This window comes from Coxiella endosymbiont of Ornithodoros amblus, from assembly GCF_019425495.1.
Lineage (GTDB): Bacteria > Pseudomonadota > Gammaproteobacteria > Coxiellales > Coxiellaceae > Coxiella.
The window spans coordinates 1-21,862 of sequence record NZ_VFIV01000007.1; the positions used below are offsets into that span (position 1 = coordinate 1).

Consider the following 21,862-nt stretch of genomic DNA (forward strand, 5'->3'; position numbering starts at 1 on the left):
GTCACAATTGTATAAAATCAATTCCCGCACGATCGCTCGTGCCCGTAATCCCTAGGGTATTCTGGGGATTTCTCTTAACGCTATTTATATATCATGATGGAGACCCACAATCCCCTGCCCGTGCAGGGATGACTCAACTATCGTATGCTTATCAAAAGGTTGAGTGTAGGCCTTTCGAAATTGATCAATGATCTTTAAAGTAACTTTAATATTTATCGCTTAAGCTATTGTAATAAAACAATGGAGCAACATTGATGACTGAAACTTCTTTTACAAAAGAAAATATTCGTCGTCAAGTTGATGCGGCAGAATTCGATCGAATCTCGATGGAGATCGCTAAGACTATTCAAAAAGCAATTTCTGCCAGATAAGGGCATTAAAGGCAAGTGGTATCTGAGAGATTGATCTGCCGGCTTGCTGGTAGCCTTGAAGTAAGGCGTTATGTCTTGAGCCATCGATTTTATCATAGTGAACCACACCCCAATCAAACGCGCTTCCAAGCATCCCTACCATGGTGGATAAACCCCGCTGATTCTCCAATCAATAATGACACAGGGTCGTCATCAGAGCTCCAAATAACATTCTGGGGACTGATATCACGATGGCTGATCAGGCGAGAGGCGAGATGGTTTCAGTCTGGCTGTTGCTTCCCGGCTTGCTTTGCTGACGGCGATTAATTCCGCTAATAAATGATTGAAATTTATCGTCGCTATTTATTTTTAAGGCACACGCCATATTAACCACACGCACCCACTCTGCCTTATTGAAGGGATAATCATAAAATAAATTGTTTAAAACGGTTAGATCAAATTGTCTAGGCGTGAGATTCATCTGATGAAAATTAAAAACAACCTCCCTATTTTCTCTGCTTGTTGTGGTAATATTTCATCGATGGACATTACCTTTCCTTCTACCCACTCAAACAGTTAAAAATAATATGGACCCCTGGACCCCTTTTAAGGCTGTAACAACAGGCAATTTGCTTGTTGCAAATACCGAGCGATTTTTTCAGTTTCTTTACAAAGACGCTTGGTTGATGCTCGCTTTAAAGCGAAATGTATTTTTTTCATTTCTATTTCCCAAACTTGGTTAATTTTACCAATTGATATCGCCATAGGTTCATAAATCAACGGTCCGATAGAAAAATAAGAACTAATAGCATCCGTGATTGATAGGATAAAAAGAAATTTTTCGTTACTCATTCTAATCTTATCTCAAAAATTGGCAATAAAAGGGAAAAACAGATGGTTAAAAATAACACATTTCAATAGAAGAGAGCATCTAAGTAATGGAAGAAAGCTCACATGTCGCTGATATCGCCTTTTCCTTCACGGAGAATAGTTGGTTTGCCATCAACGAGATTAATCACAGTAGTCGGCTCCACCCCACAAACACCGCTGTTCACAATTAAATCAACTTGAGTTGTTAACTCCTGTTCTCTTTCACTGATCTCAGAAGGCGCCCACTGTTCTCCTGGAAAAATCAAAGTGACATTCATTAATGGTTCCTGCAGCTGTTCCAATATAGCTTGAATGACTCGATGATCGGGCACTCGGATACCGATCGTTTTCCGTTTAGGGTGTTGTAATTGCCGGGGGACTACCCGCGTCGCCGATAAGATGAAAGTATAAGGGCCTGGCGTATGCGCTTTTAAAAATCGAAAAACAGGGTTAGTAATTCGTGCATACACAGCAATTTCAGATAAATCACGGCACAACAGCGTAAACGGATGAACTTTATTTAATTGGCGTAGCCGACGAATGCGCTCGGTCCCTGATTTGTTTCCTAAACCACATCCCAAGGCATACCCCGAATCGGTAGGATAAACGAGGATGCCCCCAGCCCTAAAGGTTTCTATCACCTGCTTAACCAGCCGCGCCTGGGGATTATCGGGATGAATATGAATTGTCGCCATAGCTTAATGATAGTATATTACGTGGGGCAAAAGCAGAGGGGCTCTTTAATATACTATGAATACTATGAAATTTTTATTTGATTATTTTCCCATCATTTGTTTTTTTATTGCTTATAAATTCTTGGGTATCTATATTGCCACGGCAGCAGCAATGGTGGCTTCTGCTTTACAAGTCAGCACTTATTGGATTCGTTTCCGTCGCTTCGAAAAATTTCATGTGATTGCGTTATTCTTTATCCTATTGCTTGGCAGCTTCACGCTAGTTTTTCACAACGCTATTTTTATTAAATGGAAACCCACAATCGTTTATTGGATATTTGCTATTGTGTTGTTCGCTAGCCATTTTTTTGGAAAACACACCCTCGTGTGTCGAATGCTAAAAGAAAAAATCGAGTTACCTGCGAAAACATGGTCACGTTTAAATTTAAGCTGGGCTTTATTTTTTTTAGTTCTCGGCGTTTTAAATCTATTTGTTGTTTATAATTTTGATACTAATACGTGGGTCGATTTTAAATTGTTCGCCACTTTAGCGCTGATGTTAATTTTCATCCTCGGGCAAGCTTTTTATATTGCCCGATATGCCCAAAACTTAAAAACGAATAACAGGTGATGATCTACTACGCCATTTATTATGAAGATTGTGACGATGGCTTTGAACGCCGTGGAAGCATTCGAGAGGCCTATTTACTACGATTAAAAGAATTACATGAAAAAAGCTTTTTACTCGCTAGCCCGCTATCAAATGAAGATAATGAAAATCCTATCGTCAGCGGGGTCAAAGGCTCACTCATCGTAGCAGAATTCGAAAATATTGACGTTGCTAGTGAATGGGCATCAGCTGACCCTTATGTTACAGCCAATGCCTATTCTCGCGTTACCATTTTTCCCTTTAAAAAATTTTTCCTTGACGCCCATGAACTACCAACAACAAGCTAATCGGATTCAAAAACGACTCACAGAAGTTTTTAATCCTGAAAAATTAATCGTAACCGATGAAAGCTGTTATCACATTGGCCACCCCTTCGCCAACGAAGGGAAAGGCCATTTTAAAGTAGAAATCACAGCAAAGGCGTTTAAAAATAAAAATCTTATCGAATGCCATCGATTAGTTTACGAAGCTTTGGCTGATTTAATGAAAACAGACATTCACGCTTTACGAATACTCGCAAAGGCAGCTAAAAGTTAAATTTCTTGCTTTTACCTCAACTGCAAATACCTGAAATTTATTTCCTTTTTGAGCAGTCATTTCAGTCAGGCGATTACAATTAGTCTCCTCTAGATATATGAAGTTAAAAAAACAGCGACAATTAAACTCAGCGGTAATATGCCAAAAGCTAATTAATAATTCCAAGCATAAAATGAAATTCGATTAGTGGCATAATCCGACCAGGATAAATTCAATAAAACACTTAATAAACAAAAGAGAAACCCCGGAAAATGTTACAACGGTATTGGTTAGAGCAATGCCTGTTACGGTTAATGGATGAGGGCTTAATTCTCACTGATGGAAAAGACAATCACTTGCATGCTGCCAAATAATCCTAGAAAAAATTAGAAAAAATAACGATAAAAATAATAATTCATGAGTTAAATTGGGTACATAGAGAATCACAGATAACAAGATAGCAGAAAAAGTGGCTCCCACCGTTAGAGGCATTCGTCGAGATTTGAGACTGTCTGAAATCCATCCTACAAACGGCGCTCCGCAAAACCAACCTAAATAGATTAAGGAAATACCTTCCGCTGCAATCGGCGGCGACAAATGATAAACACCCACTAAATAAGAGATGCCAAAAAAGTCTTCAAATCCAACCAAAGGGATAAATAATAGGCAACCCACCGCGCAGTTAACCCAAATTTGCCGGTTGCAAAATAATGCCCATAATCCTCGAAACACTTCTTTCAAAGTAAGCGCCAACACACGATGGTTACGGAATTCTCGATTTTCCATTAACAACATTCCTAACCCTATCAATACACCAAGGGAGGCTATGGAAAAATTGGCTAAACGTCAACCTTGGTAACTTACGAAAGAGATCAATAATGTGTTGCCAATAATACCTCTTAGTATACCAAATGAGGTAATTGTTCCCGTGATAAAAATGAATCGATAAGTAGGGAGGTAAATACAAGCCATCTTTAACATCCCATAAATGCAAAGGCTGAGCTCAATCCAACGAAAAATCGCCCGATATAAGTAAGTAGTAGACTTTCAGAGTTTGCAAATAAAAAATTGCCGAAACCGCAGGCAACTAGGGCGCTTGCCATAGGTAATCAGCAACTGCGGATCAGCCACGCTGGGGAGAATACGAAGCAGATAAGCATAAAAATAGAAAAGAGCCCTTAGTCCGCAAATAACCCACGGCCAGTTGGGGAGAACGGCCCTTAAATTAATTAGATTGTTCATAGCCGCCCCAGATTACCATTTTAACCAGCAGTGAAAAGCCGCTTGTCACGAAGAGAAAATTAGGCTATAGTTTAGCGATTCCAATTCCTGAAACATGAAACATCAGTTAATTTTGAGAATGTGCCATGAAGGAAAACATACATCCTCCTTATAAACAAATTAAAGTAACTTGCAGTTGCGGCAACACCTTTATGACCGGATCTACTTTGGACCGTGAGCTTCACCTTGAAATCTGCTCAGCCTGCCATCCCTTCTACACTGGTCAACAAAAAATGGTGGATACTGCCGGGCGCGTCGAGCGTTTCCGCAAAAAATATGCGAAACGATAAGCCGCTAAACACTTCGCCCGAAAATAAAAAATAATCATTTCATTTCTAAAGGCTCACTAGTGACCTGTTAATTGTTAATAATTGTTACGGTGGAGTGGCCCTCTTGTCGGGTATTTTCATGCAAAAACCGACGCCATTTTTTCGCGCCGGGCTGTCCTTGAAACAAACCTTTCAAGTGACGAACCATGATACAGGGGAACAGCGTTCGCCAATTGTTTTGTCACATAAGACAGATGCCGCAATAAGACCCTTTTCGACGTCAATGCCATGTGTTTTTTCAGGTACTCCTTAGCGAAAGGCTGGCTTAGGAAAATCATCATCAGAGGCGCGAGCAGAATAGCGGATTAGCATAGGCCTCTCGTCCGATCATTACCCCGTCTTCCTGCAAATGACCATTAATTTGCTTCAATCGTTTTAATTCCGCCATTATGATAATTTCTAACCCCGAAAATCCCGTTTAAGCTGATACACCATCGGGCACGCGAGCGGCCAGAACGGTACGATTTTCCGCAGGAGTTAAACCGTTTGGCCACGCTTTACGCGCATGAATAACAAAAATCCGACAGCCTGCCTCAACAACCGTTTTTACAAAATGGTATAAATGCTCATAGCTCTCTTGATCGTCCACCCCTGTCCGGGTCTCTTAACTAAAACTGGAATATTTGCCTCCGCACTCATGGCAACCACACAATCAGCCACCAATTTTGCTTTTTTAACAGGCAAGCGCCAAATCGCTCAGCTGTCACTCTTCCGCTCAGGCGCCCTACATTTAAATTAATTTCGTCAAAATCTTTTCTTCTTCCAGACCGGGCGCAAAGCGCTAATGATTGAGGGTCTAAACCGCCCACTTACAGTAGCAAGATGTGTTTCGGGTGAATAGTCCAAACAGCGCGCCACTTCCGTATAAATCAGCAGGTGCCGAGAGATCTGGCGCATGAACATACGGAAATGGTGATTGGTGCATCCCATCATCGGGGCAATTGGGATACGGCGGTTTAACGTCGATCTATTGTATATTATTGACTGAATTTTAAGCAATAATTGAGGTTTCTTTTACAGTCAATTTTTCGGCGTCCAAAAGCCCTACGGCTCGACGTAGCCCAAGAACTGAGTAATTATTTTTCTCTTCGATATTCCCAGGAAAAAATGAAGGCCTCTGCTAACTGTCTGGAATACTGACTCATTTCCGCTTCTTGAAAAATCTGATCGGTTAGCTGTGGTATAAAACCATGATTACTAAATTGAAGCTCCAAGGGCATTTCTCCTAACTTTTTATTAGCCAATAATGAGAGTATTTTCATTAACGAACGTCGCTTTTTCCAACAGGAATAATACCTTTATCCGACAAATAAGAGGCGCCATCTTTTATTTAAGATATAAATAGCTTTATTTTTTCTGAAACAACGGTTTTTCCTAATTTCAAACTAATAAATTCGAACCGTTCCGTTTCATCCACTATCGCCGCCGAATATTAGATATCAAAAAGATCTTTAATAAAAAATAGGGCTCCCGTTTTACATCAGTAAAGTACAAAAAAGAATCCTTTTAACTCTTCCAGTTCCACCTCCTCACTCTTAAAGATGGATAAAGAGCGGGTTAAGAAAGAACTTTCTGGTATGATGGGAGGCGTAGGTAGTCGATCGAAAAATCTTGCACTACCTGGACAGTATAGCGTTTATCAAGTTCCTCGCCGGCAACATATTTAAATTCTCGATGGGTATGGCTGCGTCAAGTTTTTTGTATAAATAACTATTTTCTTCCACCATCCGAGACCTTAATATGTTTCTATACTTATATCCCGATCGGGCTTATAAAATCGATAGGGGATGCGTTGCGCTACCGGTGAATTCATCGATTCATAGATAACTTTGTCCGTGGACCAAACTACCCCTCCCGATGAGCACTATCAAGAGCAGAATTGCGTCGGACTGAAGGCAGTTAACTTATTTTGAATCTGGACCGAAGCTAAGTTGTCTTTTCTCATTAATGGATACGTTATTTCATGAATAAGATTTCGGAATCGTTGGAACGGCTGCCCTTCATAATACAGATTTCCAAGGTGGTCATCATCCAAATAGCGTACTCCTCGCTCTTCGATTCGGCGGTTTAAATTTAAACAAACAGTTTTCATCTTAAAATCAGCACAGCTACAACGTTGTAATGTAACCACGGTACACCAGACGTTCTCTATTGAAAAATTATCAGGATCCTTGAAAAATTCCAGCGTTTCTATAACCATATATCACTGTTTTAACTCTGCTTCGGACCAAGGTTCAATAAGAGAATATCATTCTAGGCTTTTCAATCAAGTCACGGTAAACTTAGCCGGCTCATCAGAACTTTTAAAAATCCAACGTTTTCCCACCTCCGCCTCCAAGGATCAATTTCATGATAAAATTTTCACTCCAGCTCCACAGCCGCCAATCGTTTCTCATCAGAGAGATAGACTAGTTGAGAGGCTCAACAACGGAGACCTCGGAAGGAGAGTCCACAACGACTTTCGGCATAGTTATAAAGGGATTTTGATTTAAATTGATAACCCCTTCTTTTAGAACATTGGCAAGAAAAAGACCTAATTTTCCTAGTAGTATTCTAACTGAAGAGGCTGCCATCTTTTCCCGTGCTAAAGCTTCCTCTCCCCTACCTCCTTCATCACTTACGACGCTAGGGAGGCTATCCCGGTCTCCCACAACTATCCGTCAATTGAAAAGTGGAGACCACCTAACAAAACTTTCCACCATTTTCTTTCTTGAAATCCATCGACAATCAGTTCACCAAAGCCTATCACGGGAATCAAATAAATACAGTTTTTAACTTTATCTAGCAACGTCTCATGCTCCATTATCTCATTTTTATCTTTTGTAATAATTTGATTTACTTCTTCCTTAAAATCCTGAAAGATTATTTTAATACCCCGATCTTTCAACGACAGTTGAGCTATTTCTCGAACCCAAGGGCCGTGAGCTAAGCGTTTCGCCAAATTTTTTTCAAAAGCTTTTTTTCTGCAACTCTGCTTTGGGATTTATGAACCGAGCATTGCAATAAATCCAATTTTTCGGGGTATGATCATTCGCCCCTGCTTCTAAAAATTCATCGAGTCCGCTTCCTTCGTGCTTATTAGTGGGGCTGGGAACTTCCCTCCCCACCAGGGAGCATACTTAAGTCTTGTGGACCCAGATTGGGCAATAAAATAATGTCGTTTCTTTACAAAAATTTCATCTTCCGGCATGCCACAGTCTTTTAAAATTTCCACCACTGCCTTTCGAGGGGTGAGGCCTAAATTTAATACTTTGGATTCCCGAGGTCCTAAAATTTTTTCAAATTCTCTAATCCCTCGAGCGAATAAAAATTGAAGCTTCCCTTTCCAATTATTTCCTTCGACAGGAATATTATTGAAATGAAAAAAAATGGATGAATGCGAATACTCGAGGCTGAATAGGAAACCGACTCTTGTTTTTTCCACTCCCCCTTGTTGCTCAATAAAAAGATGAATTAATTTCCACTTATCCTTAAATGGAGGAGGCGTTCGATGATATCAATTTTGGTAAATCCGTATCATAGTAGTACAGTAGTAGCGGCTAACGAATCCCAGAAAGACACTTTTTTAAATTGGCTACTTTCCCCCTGCTGCTCAAAGAATTCTATAAGAAAATCGCGACGTTGGATTTAAGTTTCTCACTTTTTACCACGGGTGGATAATGATAGGGGCCCGTTGTATCAGGGAGTTTTGAAAGAAAAAAGGCGAAAAAGAGCATCAATTTTATGGTTATTTCGGAAGTAGCGTTTTATTTATCCGATCTGTTGTTTTAAATGCTTTTTTAATTCTTTATCGTTATCTTTGGTGTAATCTTTTTTTCTTGTCAAAGGTAATCATGAGGTTTAATCAAGGTGCTAAACGCAAAGATCAGAATTAGTAAAGCTTCTCATAACAATCCGTTCGCCCCTTCCTGTTCGTTTAATGCTCGTTTTTTCATTTTGACAGCATCATTACGGGATTCGGCCAACTCTACCAAGTATTCTTTTGTAATATTACCAGCAATATAATCTCCGGTAAAAACAGAATCTTCAAATCGTTCAATTTTTGGCTTATGTGGGTCCATAGCATCGTTTATCGATTGGTAAACATCTTTCAAATTTTGGTAGATTAGCCAATCAGCGCCAATTGAGCGCATCACTTCTTCACTCGATTTATTGTGAGCAATTAATTCATCGGCAGTAGGCATATCAATTCCATAGACATTAGGGTAGCGCACTTCAGGGGCCGCAGAAGCGAAATACACCTTTTTAGCACCCACGTCGCGCGCCATTTGGATAATTTCTTTAGAAGTAGTACCCCGCACAATCGAATCATCAACTAATAAAGCAATTTTATTGGCAAATTCGGCTTTAATGGCATTTAATTTTAATCGAACAGAGCTTCTCCGCATCGCTTGTCCCGGCATGATAAATGTCCGTCCGATGTAACGGTTTTTTACAAAACCTTCTGAATAAGGAACATCTAAGGCGCAGGCTAATGCCTGCGCCGCATTCCGACTCGTGTCGGGGATAGGAATCACGACATCAATACCGTGGTCGGGACGCTCCTGTAATATTTTTTGCGCTAGACTTTTACCCATACCAGAACGTGCTTGGTAAACCGGGATACCATCAATAATAGAATCTGGGCGCGCCAAATAAATGTATTCAAAAATGCAGGGAGAATGACTTACGAGTTTGGCACACTGTTCTCGATGAACGTTCCCATCACGATCGAAATAAATAACTTCTCCGGGACCCACATCGTCAATGAGTTCAAAACCCAGTGCATCTAAAGCAATGCTTTCCGAAGCCAACATATATTCTGGCCCATTACCATTATCATGCCGTCCGTAAACTAAAGGACGAATAGCATGGGGATCCCTAAATCCGACAACACCGTAACCCGTAATAATCATTGCAGCCGCAAACGCGCCTTCCACCCTTTCATACACTTTCGTCATGGCTTTAAACAATTGTTTAGGCGAAAACTGAACACCTGCATAATGTTGTAATTCATGTGCAACAACATTTAATAAAATTTCCGAATCAGAAGTGGTATTTAAATGGCGCAGATCCGTACAGATTAAGTCGTTGGCTAATTCTTTCACATTAACTAAATTACCATTATGCACGAGACTTAAGCCGTAAGGTGAATTGACATAAAACGGTTGCGATTCTGCAGGACTTTCTGACCCCGCCGTGGGATAACGAACATGGCCAATGCCCATATTACCCGCTAAATGCAGCATGTGTGGCTCGCGAATCGCGTCGCGAACCAACCCATTCGATTTTCGTAAGAAAACGCGTTCACCATCGCTTGTCATAATCCCAGCCGCGTCTTGTCCGCGATGTTGCAAAATGGTTAAGGCGTCATAAAGGGTCTGATTAACGATACCAGTAGCAATGATACCCACGATTCCGCACATGTTAAAAATTACCCACCCTCATTATTGACCTTCGAAATAGGCTGATCTGCCAACCAATGTGAAAATTGTTTAAATCGCAAAGGCAAGAATTGGTTCAACCAACTCACGATGGGTTGAAATTTAGGGGCTAATTGCGATTGCGCAATCGAACTCCCATTGTTGACGCTCCCAACACTAACGAACAACAATAAAACAGCAACAATTAAAAACCCTCGCCCAGCACCGAAGAAAATTCCCAACAATCGATCACTAATGCTAAGACCCGTTTTCTTTAATAAAATGTAAATAAGCATATTTAAAATAATACCGATAATAAAAATGGATAAAAATAAACTAGTAAAGGCGACTGCGTATCGTATAGAAGAAGAGAAAATCCAGGTCTGCAAATATATTTGCATAGGCTCGACAAACTTAATGGCAACGATAATGGCAGTCACCCAAACCATCAATGAAACAGCCTCTCGCACGAATCCACGAAAAAAACTGATAATAATCGAAAAAAGAACAATGCCGATGATCCAAAAATCAACCCAATTTAAATGGGAGAGGAGATGAGAGTTCATTTCATAAACTGCCTATGATCTTTCGTCATCCCAAAGGCGAAGAGTAACCCACACGAAACCATATGGGGCTATTCCCCGAATCTCTCCGCTTTCGCGGGGCTGACGGAGTAATATTTTTTAATGACGCCATTTAATCGCGTTTGTTGCTTCAATTTTTTCTGAATTTTATTAATTTTATCACGATTGATCTCAGGACCGATAAAAACACGGGTAATGACTTCCCCTTCACGGTTCTTTTGGAGATAAGCATCGAACCCTTTGGCACGGAGCTGTTTCAGCAAATGCTTTGCATAGCCATGGTGTACAAAACTTGCCACCTGTATGATCCAAGCCGTTGGTGTTTTCGATAATAATGACTCCAAAGAATGAATTTTTTTTGCTTTCACCACTTTTTTAGGCTTGGAAGCGGGCACGTCGGGCAGTAGCGAAGGCTTTATTATTGGTTTAGGAGTCGAATTTAGAGCATTTATTGGTGACAACGGCGTTTCCACCGGCGGCGGCGCAGAGGGCGGTAGCTGCAATTGAACTATCGGCTTATCTGGCGCAGGCGGGATAGTTGTTGTCATCGTTAAACCAGTTGAGGGACGGGGATTACGGAATAATAAAGGAAAAAATATCGCTACAATAGCCAGCAACACTAGCGTGCCGATCAGGCGCTGCTTTGCTTTAACTTCCATTTTCAGCTCCCGAAAGGAAGTGTTTCGCCATTGCTACCGTATAAAAAGAACCAAACACCACCATTCGATCTCGTGGGCGGCAATCTCCAACCGCTTTCTTAAATGCATCTGCTACAGAATCGAAATTATAGCAGCTTTCCACCTGAAGTTCAGATAATACATTTTGCAAATTCGCACTTGTCGCCCCCCGCGATTCTGACAAGCTAGCAGCATACCATTGATCGATACAGGTCAGCATCGGCTTTAATGCGCCAGGGATATCTTTATCCCTTAACATTGCTACCACCCCTAAGGTTCGGCCAGCATGATCGGTTTTACGGAGCTGTTCCGATAGATAAGCTGTCGCTTGTGGATTGTGGGCCACATCAAAAACGATTGGTGCGGGAGTTTGAATCCATTCAAAGCGACCCGGTAATACCGCGTTTTTGATACCGGCAATGAGGGAATGTTGGCTCACTGGCAATTGCGCTTGTAAACAATGAATCACCATCAAACTGGTCGCTACATTTTCGATTTTAAGTGACGGCAACGGCAATCCCTGATAACCCTGGGTAGGCCCTTGCCATTGCCAATTTTCTTTCGTGCTGATGGCAACAAAATCTTTGCCAAACTGATAAAAAGGGGCCTCCAACGATTCCACATGCTCATAAACGCTATTTGGAAGATTTGGATCGCCGCCTATCACGGGTTTATGACGCCGAATAATACCTGCTTTTTCCCGACCGATCGATTCACGATCTTCACCTAACCAATCGGTGTGATCGATGTCAATGGTAGTAATAACAGCCACGTCCGGCTCAACGATATTCACCGCATCGAGACGCCCTCCTAATCCTACTTCCAACAATAAGATATCTAAATTTTGTTTTTTACAAATATAAAAAATCGCTAAAGTGGTAAATTCAAAAAAACTCAGCGGCTGATGGTTCCGGTTATCTTCAATAAATTTAAATGCTTCGATAAACAATTCGTCTGTTACGGGTTTACCATTGAGTCGCAATCGCTCATTAAATTGCAATAAATGAGGTGAGGTATAAGCAGCCACTTTATAACCTGCTGCTAAGTAGACGCTTTCCAACGATTTAACTACCGAACCTTTTCCGTTAGTTCCCGCCAGAGTCACAACGGGACAAGCGAAATTATTCAACGATAATTTTTCAGCCAGAGAGGTAATCCGCAATAATCCCAAATCGATTTCACGCAAGTGAAGGGAATTAATGTAAGCTAACCAATTTTTCATGATTGGAGAATCTAACTTTTCTAATAAAGAAACTCAATAGATCTGCTAGACAGCGTAGCTTTTTAAACTATTCAATTTGGATGCTTGCATTTTGAAGACCCTAAAATTAAATATTTATAAGGCAGTAGCCATTTTAAATGGATTCTTCTGCCAGCAAATCCAGTTGGGGTTTGTGGGTTAATTTGGTAATGAGCGAGGCGATTGTGGATTTCAATTCACGACGGTCCACAACCATATCAATAGCCCCGTGCTCCAATAAAAATTCACTTCGTTGAAAACCTTCGGGCAAGGTTTGACGGATCGTTTGCTCGATAACCCGGGGGCCTGAAAATCCAATTAATGCGTTTGGCTCGGCAATAATGACGTCCCCCAGCATAGCCAAACTGGCAGAAATGCCACCCATTGTCGGGTCGGTTAGCACTGAAATATAGGGAAGTTTATATTCTGCCAAACGCGCAAGTACCGCACTTGTTTTCGCCATTTGAAATAAAGAAAATAAACCTTCTTGCATCCGCGCACCACCACTCGTTGAAAAACAAACAAAAGGAAGCCTTTCACTGATTGCTGCCTCTACCCCAGCCGCAAATCGCTCTCCTACGGCCGCACCCATCGAGCCGCCAACAAAAAAGAAATTGAACGCTGCAGCCACGATCGGGTTTCCATAAACATTACCCCTGTACACCACCAAGGCTTCTTTTTCTCCAGTAGCTTTCTGCGCAGCGCTAAGGCGGTCCTTGTATTTTTTGGAATCGCGGAATTTCAAACGGTCGATTGGTAAAATGTCTGCTGCTAATTCCTCCTGCTCGCCCTCATCCAAAAATTGCGCCAATCGTTTACGGGGGTCAATACGAATATGATAATAGCATTTTGGGCACACCTCTAAATTGCGCTCTAATTCAACTCGATAAAGCACCGCCGTACAAGAGGGACATTTATGCCAAACCCCTTCAGGCACACCTTTCTTCTTCGCTGTCGAAATTTTTGGTAACAATTTTGTAAACCAGTTCATCGTTGAACCCTTCTAAAAAGATAGCAAATTAGGGTAAAAAAACGGCCCTAAGGGCGTTCGGGGTAGTTTGAAATGAGAGGGGTAATCGACCTCCACCAGATAAAGTCCATTCGGAGGAACCGTAACGCCTCCTAGTTGACGGTCTTTCGCTTTCAAAACCGTTCGCGCCCAGTCGGGGTGCTTTTCACCGCTTCCAATCGCCATTAATACACCGGCAATATTACGTACCATGTGCAATAAAAATGCATTGGCTTGTACTTCAATGACTACCATACGCCGAATTCGATAAATTTCAATCTGAAGAATCTTCCGCATTGGTGTCCGCGATTGGCACCCTGCCCCCTGAAAAGAACTAAAATCGTGCTCCCCTATTAAATACTGCGCCCCCGCTTGCATCCGTTTTTCATCTAAAGAGCGATAATAGTGCCACCCAATCGCTTTTCGTAAAATAGCGGGGCGAATTTCATGATTATAAATGATATAGCGATAACGCCGCGCTATGGCGGAATAACGCGCATGAAAATCTTCATCCACCTCTTTCGCCCACAAGACACTAATATCATGGGGCAAATTACTATTAGCCCCAAAAACCCAGGCGTGATCGCTGCGATAGGCGGTCGTATCAAAATGCACCACCTGCGCGGTCGCGTGCACACCAGCATCGGTACGCCCCGCGCAAGTGACAAAAACAGGATGGTTAGCAACAGCCGATAAAGCTTTTTCAACTTTCCCTTGGACTGTTTTTAACGCTTCCTGCACCTGCCACCCGTGATAAGCTGAGCCGTCGTATCGTATGCCTAATGCGATTCGAGCCATTGCTTAAAGCAGGCTCTTTAAGAGCTCATCGGCTTCCTGGCGCTGTTCTTCATTCCCCTGTTTACTTACTTGCTTGAGCATTTTACGCGCTGATACCGGGTCTTCCATTGCAATATAAGTCCGAGCCAGATTAATTTTCGCGGGAATACTTTCAGAACTTCCCATGTAATCATATTCCGACTCGTCAGCGCCGCCAATCGCTGGTTGATCATCCAAAACTCTTCGGTTTTTTTGATTTTTTCTTTTTCGCGGCCAAAGTGCCCACAGCATCAGAAGTAGAGCAATGAACATCCCGGCTATAGCTGCCCTATAGCCATTTTCTCCTAAAATTTGCCTTAAATACGGAATCCATCCGTTAAAAGGGCTTTGAGATGGAGAATTTTTGGGTAGTTGAAAGGCGGGGTAGCTGCTTTGTTTGAGCTGAATTAACTCTTGATTAAGCAACGTCACTACTTTTTCCAAGTTTCGTAATCGTTGCTGTAATTGTTGGTTTTGACTATTCAGTTGCTCCAAGCTACCATCTGTTTGCTGCTGAAATTGCAAACTATTTCGGTTCAATTGAGTAAGTTCTGCCTGAACTATAGCCGAAGAGTCATCGCTCACAAGCGCGTTGGCGGATGCAGAGACGTCACCCGTACTTTGTCCTGTTTCAGTTTCAGACGCTGACTTTTTAGAAGCAGGGCGGAGAGCCGTAGAGGCGGCATTTTTAGGTGTCTGATTTTGAGATGTATTATCGGGACTTTTATTTTCGTTCAATTCCGGAACTACCTTAGTTGCTGATCCCTCAGCTTGAGAGGCTGCGGGTAAAGCCGCCGACAGGGAGAAAGTTTGGTTATCGGCTTTTTGAAAGGATTGTACTGGTGTGCTTCCATTCATTTCGGACACCGCAGCCGGGCTAAGCATAGGAATGAAAAAGATAATAGCAAAAAAAAGATACCGTTTCACCGATAATCTCCTGCAATTTTAACAAACTTAAACTATATCAAATTTGTATCTGGCCAGGTAGTTTCAATTTAAAAAAGTAAAGTGTAGTCTTTTTTTAATGCTATTTAGCCAGCTCTTTAATGCAATCTCTTGCATCTACACACCTACCTCATCACCAGCGGTTACAAGCGAGAAACTTTATTGATCGATCCTGTCCTGGAACAGATGTATATTATAGGCCTAGGCCTATTTGATGAATTGAGATTAAAGGTGGTCTTAAGCATTGAAACGCACACCCACGCAGATCACATCACAGCCGCCGCCTCGCTTCAAGAAAAATTTCAGAGTCATAATTTTTCATGGGTAAAATAAGTCGTGTTAAACACGTTAATTTAAAAACTAAAGATAACGAAAAAATCACGACTGATGGCATTCAATTAATAGCCTTTCACACTCCAAGGCACACTCAGGATTCCTATAGTTATTTGATGGATAACCGAGCATTTACAGGAGATACCTTACTAATTCGCGGTACCGGACGTACGGATTTTCAAGGTGGCGATTCTTATCAACAGTATGACATTTATTTCATAAATTATTAAAATTTCCTGATGCCCTTTAAGTTTATCCCACCCACGATTACAAAGGCATGGCAGTGAGCACCATTGGGGAAGGAAAATACTATAATCCCCGCTTGCAGGTGAGCGGGCAGAAGAATATGCTACCCTTATGAACCATTTGAATTTACCTAAACTGGGGCTAATGGGCGTGGCTCTGCGAGAAAATTATGCAAAAAGATTTTGTAAAACATTTAGTTATTATCACAGCCGCTATCGCTCTTATTATTTCAGCGATAACTCTTGCTCTCTCCAAACCCGCTCTAACCAAAGCGATAACCATTAATACCAAAGGCCAACCCACCTTGGGGAACCCTGCTGCACCTGTGCATATCGTGGCTTTTGAAGATTTAAAGTGTCCAAATTGCGCTAGATTCAACGTAGAGGTTCTTCCTGGCATTAAGAAAAAATATATTAACACTGGTATCGCTAAATACACCCTAATAACGCTAGCTTTTTTGCCGGGTTCTCCCCCCGCTGGCAACGCTGCTTTGTGCCTTTATAAGCAAAGTAAAAATTATTTCTTCCCTTTTGTGAGTTACTTTTATCAACATCAACCCGACGAGATTCAAAATTTGGCAACTACCCCCAGGCTATTACAATTTGCGCGTAATTCAGTGCGTCAAGCGAATATGAAACAACTTAGTAATTGTATTGTCAGCAGCCACTATTCTGATGCTTTACAAAAAAATTTAAAAATTGCGAAAAAAACAATGAATCCAGTAGCAGCACCGGCTGTCTATGTAAACGGAGTGAACGTGGAACCCCTTACCCAAAAGCGTTTAGAAGTTTTAATCAAAGAGGTGCGATCTCGAGCCAAAAATTGATGGTTTCCCGTTTATTAAAAAATTACAGCCTTTATTTTGCATGACTAACCGCGCTAATCGCAACATTAGGCTCGCTTTATCTTAGCCTCCTCCGCCATATCCCGGTGTGTGATTTATGCTGGTATCAACGGATATATATTTTGCCCATTAACCATCTCCTATTAGGAATTGCAGCTTATCAGACGGATCGAGTGGTGGTGAAATATGCTCTACCGTTAGTGGTCCTGTGGGTTTTTTTATTTTCGGCTTATCAATATTTACAACAAATGATCCCTGGATTTTCCTCTATCGACTTATGTGGTTCAACAAGTCCTCGTTGCAATGAAATTCATTGGGAAATTTTTGGATTTACACACTCCTCTTTCTCGGAATGCTGGCGACCTTAATAATGAGCTTTTTTAATTATGGCCCTTTATTCATTAGACAAAGGTTTAGCTAATTAATCAAGTTCGAAACGATTTTCTTCTGCCAATTTCTCCCCGTAAGCATTTAAGCGTTTTATGTTCTCTGAAGAGATATTATCAATAAACTCGCTATCGCTAGATATCGCAACACTAAAATAATCCAAACGTCAACCCAAGACGTCACTTTCATCAATGTTTGAGAGAACTCGATTTGCGTCGATGGACTATGCGTAAAAGCATCAGTAACAAACTGCGCCACCAGCCTAATATTCCCAATGCATAGTGCTTGCTACTAACGGAAGGAATCTGGTTCCCCGTTCCAATCAGGACTATGAAGATAATCTGACTTTGGATAACGAACAAAAACTTGAGTCAGCGCGTTAAAGATGAATTAAGCGCATAAATACCCCAATCGATAATGATATCTTCGAGATATTTATCACGAATAGATCGTACGCCCATAGCCGGAAAAAATAAGAACACTTGTCGCCGCATTTAACACTGCCCCACAAATAATAATGCCGCACTTCTTGGGTGTAGCTCTTAAAAAGCCGGGTGCTCTCTTTTAGGGAATAAGCAGTAATAACTGTCAGTAGTAATAATTGAGCGAACAAAATCGAGCCAAAGTGACGCTTTAATATTTATTTCTTTCTGCGGTTTAAATATTCGATCCCCCAAAAACCTCCCAAGCTAATGATTTTGTGAGCGAGAGGATTTCGAAATATAGCCCTCGCTTGTCTATCATAATTTTTTAGCACTTCGGATACGGTAAATCGAGGATTACTGTGGGCGTCTGGCGTTAATAATTGAGTCGCAATCAGACAACCCGTCAATCTAGATTACAAAATCAAATAATTTCGAGATGGGTTTGCCGTAACCTTATGGGTTTTCCGATAACCTTCTCTAAATATTGTAATACGTGAGCTGTAAGAATGCCCCGAATTCCGCCGCCATTGAGCGAGAAAATCTGAATAATTTTGACACCTTTGGGAATAAGACGATCGGCCGCGTGAACCTCATCACTTAATAGCAAATGACTGTCTTGCAACACGATATGTCGATATAGACGATAATTTCTGTAAATAAATACAAAGACAAGCAAAAAAATAAAAAATTATCCAAAAGATTATTTTTGCCATTCTTAACATTTTTCGGTTTTCCTTACCCTTAGTCTCAGAAAAGACAATCCTCACATTTCTTTGCTAATAAACTCGAGTAATTGTAAGGCTAAAGTTTTTTTTGTCGTCACTGGCAATTTTTTGGTTTTACCTGAGCGCGTCATAAGGGTGACTGCATTTTCATCGCTGCAAAGCGCTGACACCTCGTTGACCACAATCACATCCATGTTTTTTTTCTGCAATTTTAATTTCGCATTCTCAATGGGATTATCGGTTTCTAATGCAAACCCTACCACGAAAGGTTTATTCGATAATCTCCCTATTTCTGAAATGATATCAGGATTTCGCACTAAATTAAGCGCCCAGTTTGCATCGGATTTTTTAAATTTTTGAGGAGAGAAATTTTTTGGTCGATAATCGCTCACCGCCGCAGCACCAATAAACAAGTCGCATTCTGCCGCATGTTTTATAACGGTTTCAAACATCTGGATAGTGGTAGTAACATCAATTCGATTGATTTTTTGAGACACTTTCAAAGGAGTCGGGCCACTTACTAAAGTGACATTAGCACCCATGGCTAATGCAGCTTCCGCCAAAGCGAACCCCATTTTCCCCGAACTGCCATTGGTTAAATAGCGAACAGGATCGATGGCTTCTTGCGTTGGCCCTGCGGTTATTAATACCTGTTTCCCCGATAACACCTTTTCCACGCTATGAATTGCCAATTGATTAATTAATTCCTCGAGCTCTAGCAATCGACCCGGTCCATAATCACCGCACGCTTGCTCGCCCGTTGCCGGACCAAAAACATGAATTCCGTAATCGCGTAAGCGATCCACATTTGTTTGGGTAATTTTATTGCGCCACATTTGTTGGTTCATCGACGGCGTTACAGCTATTGGTGCTTGCGTAGCTAAGCAAATGGTTGTGAGCAAATCATCCGCCCGTCCATGAGCTAGTCGCGCAATGAAATCAGCACTCGCCGGAGCAATCAACACGAAATCAGCCCACCGTGCTAAATCAATATGCTCCATTCCCATCGAGCTATCCGAAGAAAATAAATCAACTCCAACTGGATGTCCGGATACGGCTTGAAAAATTAAGGGCGTCATAAATGCTTGCGCCGCCGACGTCATCACCACCCGAACCAAAGCGCCTTTTTCTCGCAAACGTCGCACTAATTCTACGCTTTTATAAATGGCAATAGCGCCGGTAACGCCGATTAGTAATTTTTGATTAGAAAACATATCAAAAAGAATACCCTTTTTAAAAAATCTACTTAATGACCCATCGAGCGCACTCGCGGCCTCTCTTCCTTTTCACTTTCAAAATGCACTCTTGGCTGAAATAAAGAAGGTTTTTTCATAGGTAAAGCAAGACTCTCTAAGAAAGATAGATAGTTTCTGGCATTGGTTTTCCTTTGCTCAAAACTGTAAAAAATAGCGCAGCCCACATCCGCCACCTGACCCCATGTCCCCAGCTTTTGAAATGGTGAATTCAATCACCATCAAGAATAATTAAGTTTTATCTATTATTTTTTCTAAGTGGGGATACAGATAGTGGTTAATCTCTAAAACCAATTTTCTTTTTTTCATGAACTTGAATTCTGAGAAGATCATTTATATCAACCATCACTAAACGCGGTTTCTCTGATCCCAGGTCTGGTTTGCTCATAATCTCTCTCTCTACCTTTCCACTCGGCGGCGTTCATGTTCTTTTAATAATTTTTTACGTAAACGAATAGCTACTGGGGTGATTTCGACTAGCTCGTCATCGGCAATAAATTGCAAGGCTTGTTCTAAGCTAAATTTAATTGCTGGCGTTAAAATAATATTTTCGTCGCTACTAGTAGCGCGAATGTTGGTAAACTGTTTTTGACGGCAAACGTTAACGACTAAATCATTATCCCGGGAATCTTTGCCCACAATCATGCCTTCGTAAACCGCCTGCTGGGGAGCAATAAATAAATTACCCCGCGATTGTAAATTCAATAATGCGTAAGCAGTTGCCACACCCTGACTATTCGATATTAGCACGCCACCACTGTGACGAGTTTGTAAAAACTCCTCAATTAACGGCGCATAATGATCAAATACATGATGCATGACGCCAGACCCGGATGTTAGCGTCAAAAAGTGAGAATGAAAATCAATCAATCCGCGCGTGGGAATGAGGTAATCCAATCGCACTCGCCCTTTTCCGTCAGGTATCATATTTTTTAAATCGCCTTTACGCTTTGTTAAATTCTGGATAATATCGCCTTGATGTTCTTCATCAATGTCCAAGACTAAATTTTCAAACGATTCGCATTCAATGTCATCGATGATTTTCTTAATCACTTCGGGACGCGACACTGCAAATTCATAACCTTCGCGACGCATATTTTCAATTAATATCGATAAATGAAGTTCACCTCGGCCTGACACAACAAATTTATCGGCATCAGCCCCAGAGGCAATGCGCAACGCGGCATTTACAATTAATTCTTTTTCTAGTCGTTCTTTAATTTGTCGGCTCGTGAGAAGTTTACCTTCACGTCCTGCAAAGAACGAATTATTCACTTGGAAAGTCATACTAACAATCAGCTCATCAACCGTTAGCGGCGGGAATGCTTCTACCTGCTGTGGATCGCAGAGCGTATCCGAAATTCCAAGATTTTCGATACCCGTCACTGCGACGATATCACCAGCTTCTGCTGTTTTGATCTCAACTCGCTGCAACCCTAAAAATCCCAATAATTGTAATACACGCCCCGAACGCCTTTTCCCTTCGCGGTCAATAATAGTAACATGTGTATTCCGTCGAATCGTGCCACGCTGAATACGCCTGATTCCAATAGCCCCCACATAACTCGAATAATCCAGCGACGAGATTTGCATTTGAAAAGGGCCATTTAAATCGACCTGAGGCGGGGTCACTTTGGAGAGAATAATCTCAAATAACGGCGTCATATCCATCGATGGATAAGAGAGATCCAATGTCGCATACCCATTCAAAGCAGACACATAAATAACAGGAAAATCCAACTGGGCATCGGCGGCATCTAGACTGACAAATAAATCAAACATCTGTTCCACTGCCCAGTCGGGACGCGCGGCGCCCAGACGGTCAATTTTATTCACCACTACAATCGGCTTCAAACCCCACGAAAACGCCTTACGCGTTACAAACCGGGTTTGCGGCATAGGGCCTTCTACCGCATCCACCAATAACAAAACCGAATCGACCGCCGACAAAATACGCTCAACCTCACCCCCAAAATCCGCGTGGCCCGGTGTGTCTACTATGTTGATCCGGTAATCCCGCCAGCGGATCGCCGTGTTCTTCGCTAAGATTGTAATCCCCCGCTCCCGTTCCAATACATTAGAATCCATCATCCGCTCCACCGGCGCGGGCCCGCTCATTCAATATCCCTGACTGCTGAAGCAACTGGTCAACGAGCGTTGTTTTCCCATGGTCCACGTGGCAATAATGGCAATATTACGAATATTTTCGATCATGCTTTACCTCTTTTCCTTCCTCTTCATAGAGAAGAGGAGTCTTTTTAGCATAAAGTGGGTTTTACTGCTAAT

Annotated in this window: 14 protein-coding genes and 9 pseudogenes; 7 read left to right on the forward strand and 16 right to left on the reverse strand. The window is 41.6% G+C overall.

The window, feature by feature from the left end; genetic code table 11:
• Positions 1-254: 254 nt before the first annotated feature.
• Positions 255-353, forward strand: a pseudogene (locus FIV31_RS08380) (COXBURSA331_A2190 family Dot/Icm T4SS effector); the annotation flags it as partial.
• Positions 354-366: 13 nt separating this feature from the next.
• Here the strand turns inward: FIV31_RS08380 and FIV31_RS01780 are convergent.
• Together FIV31_RS01780 and FIV31_RS01785 are read right to left on the reverse strand one after the other, a co-directional pair.
• Positions 367-1,202 (reverse strand): annotated as a pseudogene (locus FIV31_RS01780) (phosphotransferase enzyme family protein); the annotation flags it as partial.
• A 98-nt stretch (positions 1,203-1,300) separates the two neighbouring features.
• Positions 1,301-1,915 carry an L-threonylcarbamoyladenylate synthase gene (locus FIV31_RS01785; protein WP_280123591.1) on the reverse strand — a complete coding sequence of 205 codons (615 nt, stop codon included), beginning with the start codon at positions 1,913-1,915 and terminating at the stop codon, positions 1,301-1,303.
• 64 nt (positions 1,916-1,979) lie between these two features.
• Here FIV31_RS01785 and FIV31_RS01790 point away from each other — a divergent pair, with 64 nt between their 5' ends.
• Both FIV31_RS01790 and FIV31_RS01795 read left to right on the forward strand, forming a co-directional pair.
• Complete coding sequence (locus FIV31_RS01790; protein ID WP_280123619.1) at positions 1,980-2,525, forward strand: septation protein A; 546 nt, start codon at positions 1,980-1,982, stop codon at positions 2,523-2,525.
• 2 nt (positions 2,526-2,527) lie between these two features.
• A pseudogene (locus FIV31_RS01795) lies at positions 2,528-3,101 on the forward strand (BolA/IbaG family iron-sulfur metabolism protein).
• On the opposite strand, the pseudogene FIV31_RS01800 reads toward FIV31_RS01795, so the two are convergent.
• A pseudogene (locus tag FIV31_RS01800) lies at positions 3,069-4,322 on the reverse strand (MFS transporter). The pseudogenes FIV31_RS01795 and FIV31_RS01800 overlap by 33 nt on opposite strands.
• A 125-nt stretch (positions 4,323-4,447) precedes the next feature.
• On the opposite strand from FIV31_RS01800, the pseudogene rpmE reads away from it, so the two are divergent.
• Positions 4,448-4,685 (forward strand): annotated as a pseudogene (gene rpmE / locus FIV31_RS01805) (50S ribosomal protein L31).
• A gap of 33 nt (positions 4,686-4,718) precedes the next feature.
• On the opposite strand, the pseudogene dusA reads toward rpmE, so the two are convergent.
• From dusA to FIV31_RS01860, 10 genes and pseudogenes are all read right to left on the reverse strand, one after another.
• Positions 4,719-5,729, reverse strand: a pseudogene (gene dusA / locus FIV31_RS01810) (tRNA dihydrouridine(20/20a) synthase DusA).
• A gap of 1,369 nt (positions 5,730-7,098) precedes the next feature.
• Positions 7,099-7,341 (reverse strand): hypothetical protein, encoded by a 243-nt coding sequence (locus FIV31_RS01815; RefSeq protein ID WP_280123592.1) that lies wholly within the window; start codon positions 7,339-7,341, stop codon positions 7,099-7,101.
• A gap of 2 nt (positions 7,342-7,343) precedes the next feature.
• The gene (locus FIV31_RS01820; protein WP_280123593.1) at positions 7,344-7,631 is read right to left on the reverse strand and encodes a hypothetical protein; all 288 of its coding nucleotides are present in this window, start codon (positions 7,629-7,631) and stop codon (positions 7,344-7,346) included.
• A gap of 943 nt (positions 7,632-8,574) precedes the next feature.
• Entirely contained in the window at positions 8,575-10,095 is a 1,521-nt protein-coding gene (purF, locus tag FIV31_RS01830) for an amidophosphoribosyltransferase (protein WP_280123594.1), read from the reverse strand.
• 8 nt (positions 10,096-10,103) lie between these two features.
• Positions 10,104-10,658 carry a CvpA family protein gene (locus tag FIV31_RS01835; RefSeq protein ID WP_280123595.1) on the reverse strand — a complete coding sequence of 185 codons (555 nt, stop codon included), beginning with the start codon at positions 10,656-10,658 and terminating at the stop codon, positions 10,104-10,106.
• 68 nt (positions 10,659-10,726) lie between these two features.
• On the reverse strand, positions 10,727-11,341 hold the full coding sequence (locus tag FIV31_RS01840) for an SPOR domain-containing protein (protein WP_280123620.1): 615 nt from the start codon (positions 11,339-11,341) through the stop codon (positions 10,727-10,729).
• Positions 11,325-12,575: a bifunctional tetrahydrofolate synthase/dihydrofolate synthase gene (gene folC / locus FIV31_RS01845; RefSeq protein WP_280123596.1), complete on the reverse strand. Its 1,251-nt coding sequence runs from the start codon at positions 12,573-12,575 to the stop codon at positions 11,325-11,327. The genes FIV31_RS01840 and folC overlap by 17 nt, the downstream gene beginning before the upstream one ends.
• Positions 12,576-12,708: 133 nt before the next feature.
• The gene (gene accD / locus FIV31_RS01850; RefSeq protein ID WP_280123597.1) at positions 12,709-13,584 is read right to left on the reverse strand and encodes an acetyl-CoA carboxylase, carboxyltransferase subunit beta; all 876 of its coding nucleotides are present in this window, start codon (positions 13,582-13,584) and stop codon (positions 12,709-12,711) included.
• A gap of 12 nt (positions 13,585-13,596) precedes the next feature.
• The gene (gene truA / locus FIV31_RS01855) at positions 13,597-14,400 is read right to left on the reverse strand and encodes a tRNA pseudouridine(38-40) synthase TruA (RefSeq protein WP_280123598.1); all 804 of its coding nucleotides are present in this window, start codon (positions 14,398-14,400) and stop codon (positions 13,597-13,599) included.
• A 3-nt stretch (positions 14,401-14,403) separates the two neighbouring features.
• Positions 14,404-15,345: a FimV C-terminal domain-containing protein gene (locus FIV31_RS01860; RefSeq protein WP_280123599.1), complete on the reverse strand. Its 942-nt coding sequence runs from the start codon at positions 15,343-15,345 to the stop codon at positions 14,404-14,406.
• 97 nt (positions 15,346-15,442) lie between these two features.
• Between FIV31_RS01860 and FIV31_RS01865 the strand changes: the two are divergent.
• The 3 genes and pseudogenes from FIV31_RS01865 to FIV31_RS01875 form a co-directional block, all read left to right on the forward strand.
• Positions 15,443-16,131, forward strand: a pseudogene (locus FIV31_RS01865) (MBL fold metallo-hydrolase); the annotation flags it as partial.
• Between the two features lie 37 nt (positions 16,132-16,168).
• Positions 16,169-16,768 carry a DsbA family protein gene (locus FIV31_RS01870; RefSeq protein ID WP_280123621.1) on the forward strand — a complete coding sequence of 200 codons (600 nt, stop codon included), beginning with the start codon at positions 16,169-16,171 and terminating at the stop codon, positions 16,766-16,768.
• 56 nt (positions 16,769-16,824) lie between these two features.
• Positions 16,825-17,211 (forward strand): annotated as a pseudogene (locus FIV31_RS01875) (disulfide bond formation protein B).
• Positions 17,212-18,019: 808 nt separating this feature from the next.
• Here the strand turns inward: FIV31_RS01875 and FIV31_RS01880 are convergent.
• The 3 genes and pseudogenes from FIV31_RS01880 to typA form a co-directional block, all read right to left on the reverse strand.
• Positions 18,020-18,223 carry a hypothetical protein gene (locus FIV31_RS01880; RefSeq protein ID WP_280123600.1) on the reverse strand — a complete coding sequence of 68 codons (204 nt, stop codon included), beginning with the start codon at positions 18,221-18,223 and terminating at the stop codon, positions 18,020-18,022.
• A 138-nt stretch (positions 18,224-18,361) separates the two neighbouring features.
• Positions 18,362-19,537, reverse strand: coding sequence for a bifunctional phosphopantothenoylcysteine decarboxylase/phosphopantothenate--cysteine ligase CoaBC (gene coaBC / locus FIV31_RS01885; protein WP_280123601.1), 1,176 nt, complete (start codon positions 19,535-19,537; stop codon positions 18,362-18,364).
• 438 nt (positions 19,538-19,975) lie between these two features.
• A pseudogene (gene typA / locus FIV31_RS01890) lies at positions 19,976-21,790 on the reverse strand (translational GTPase TypA).
• Between the last annotated feature and the right edge of the window lie 72 nt (positions 21,791-21,862).

Coding starts and splice junctions, on each gene's coding strand:
- purF (WP_280123594.1), bottom strand. CDS start 10,095: ATGTGCGGAATCGTGGGTATCATTGCTACTGGTATCGTTAATCAGACC.
- coaBC (WP_280123601.1), bottom strand. CDS start 19,537: ATGTTTTCTAATCAAAAATTACTAATCGGCGTTACCGGCGCTATTGCC.
- FIV31_RS01835 (WP_280123595.1), bottom strand. CDS start 10,658: ATGAACTCTCATCTCCTCTCCCATTTAAATTGGGTTGATTTTTGGATC.
- FIV31_RS01785 (WP_280123591.1), bottom strand. CDS start 1,915: ATGGCGACAATTCATATTCATCCCGATAATCCCCAGGCGCGGCTGGTT.
- accD (WP_280123597.1), bottom strand. CDS start 13,584: ATGAACTGGTTTACAAAATTGTTACCAAAAATTTCGACAGCGAAGAAG.
- folC (WP_280123596.1), bottom strand. CDS start 12,575: ATGAAAAATTGGTTAGCTTACATTAATTCCCTTCACTTGCGTGAAATC.
- FIV31_RS01790 (WP_280123619.1), top strand. CDS start 1,980: ATGAAATTTTTATTTGATTATTTTCCCATCATTTGTTTTTTTATTGCT.
- truA (WP_280123598.1), bottom strand. CDS start 14,400: ATGGCTCGAATCGCATTAGGCATACGATACGACGGCTCAGCTTATCAC.